At 57.0% G+C, this 577-nt stretch carries 1 pseudogene; it reads left to right on the forward strand.

Annotation, left to right across the window (positions count from 1 at the left end):
• Positions 1 to 180 precede the first annotated feature (180 nt).
• A pseudogene (locus K6N12_RS35135) lies at positions 181 to 405 on the forward strand (hypothetical protein); the annotation flags it as partial.
• Positions 406 to 577 lie beyond the last annotated feature (172 nt).

Here is a 577-nt window from a genome sequence, read left to right on the forward strand (position 1 = left end):
GTGCTTAGTGCCGTCTATGACGGCCTACCCTTTGCGGGTTCTACTATGGCTTCAGGCCAGGACGAAACCCGCCCATGGCGCCGGATGCATTTCATACAGCGATCATGAGCCAACGTGTGAGTTGGGTACTCGATGCCGACCACGTATCCTGCAACTATCAAACTATGCCTGCGGGCGGGTGCCGCGGTGGACCGACTTGTTCATCACGCAACGATCATTCGAAATGAACGTCGAAAGCTATCGACGACGTTCCACCCATGGGGGTCAAACGCCGGCGCGGCAGGCCAGCCTCATTCGCGACAATCAAAGGCACCGCACGGTTAGTCGCGGAGCGGCAATCAGACCCACGATGAAGCTCTTGCCAGCGACAATCAACATGATAACTTCATCCCGACCGCGACATGAGAATCTCATCCAGATTGTCGCGCGCGTCTCATCCTGATCGCCGCCCCATAGGTCGCATAACTATCAAGCGCGCAACGGGTTCTGTCAGCAGCTACACCGCATATGGTTCCGTTGCCTGAGGCGGCGAAATCAGAAAGGCCGGCGGATGGATTGGTTGGAACCGGAAATCCTG

The sequence above is a fragment of the Rhizobium redzepovicii genome, assembly GCF_019793435.1.
Taxonomy (GTDB): domain Bacteria; phylum Pseudomonadota; class Alphaproteobacteria; order Rhizobiales; family Rhizobiaceae; genus Rhizobium; species Rhizobium redzepovicii.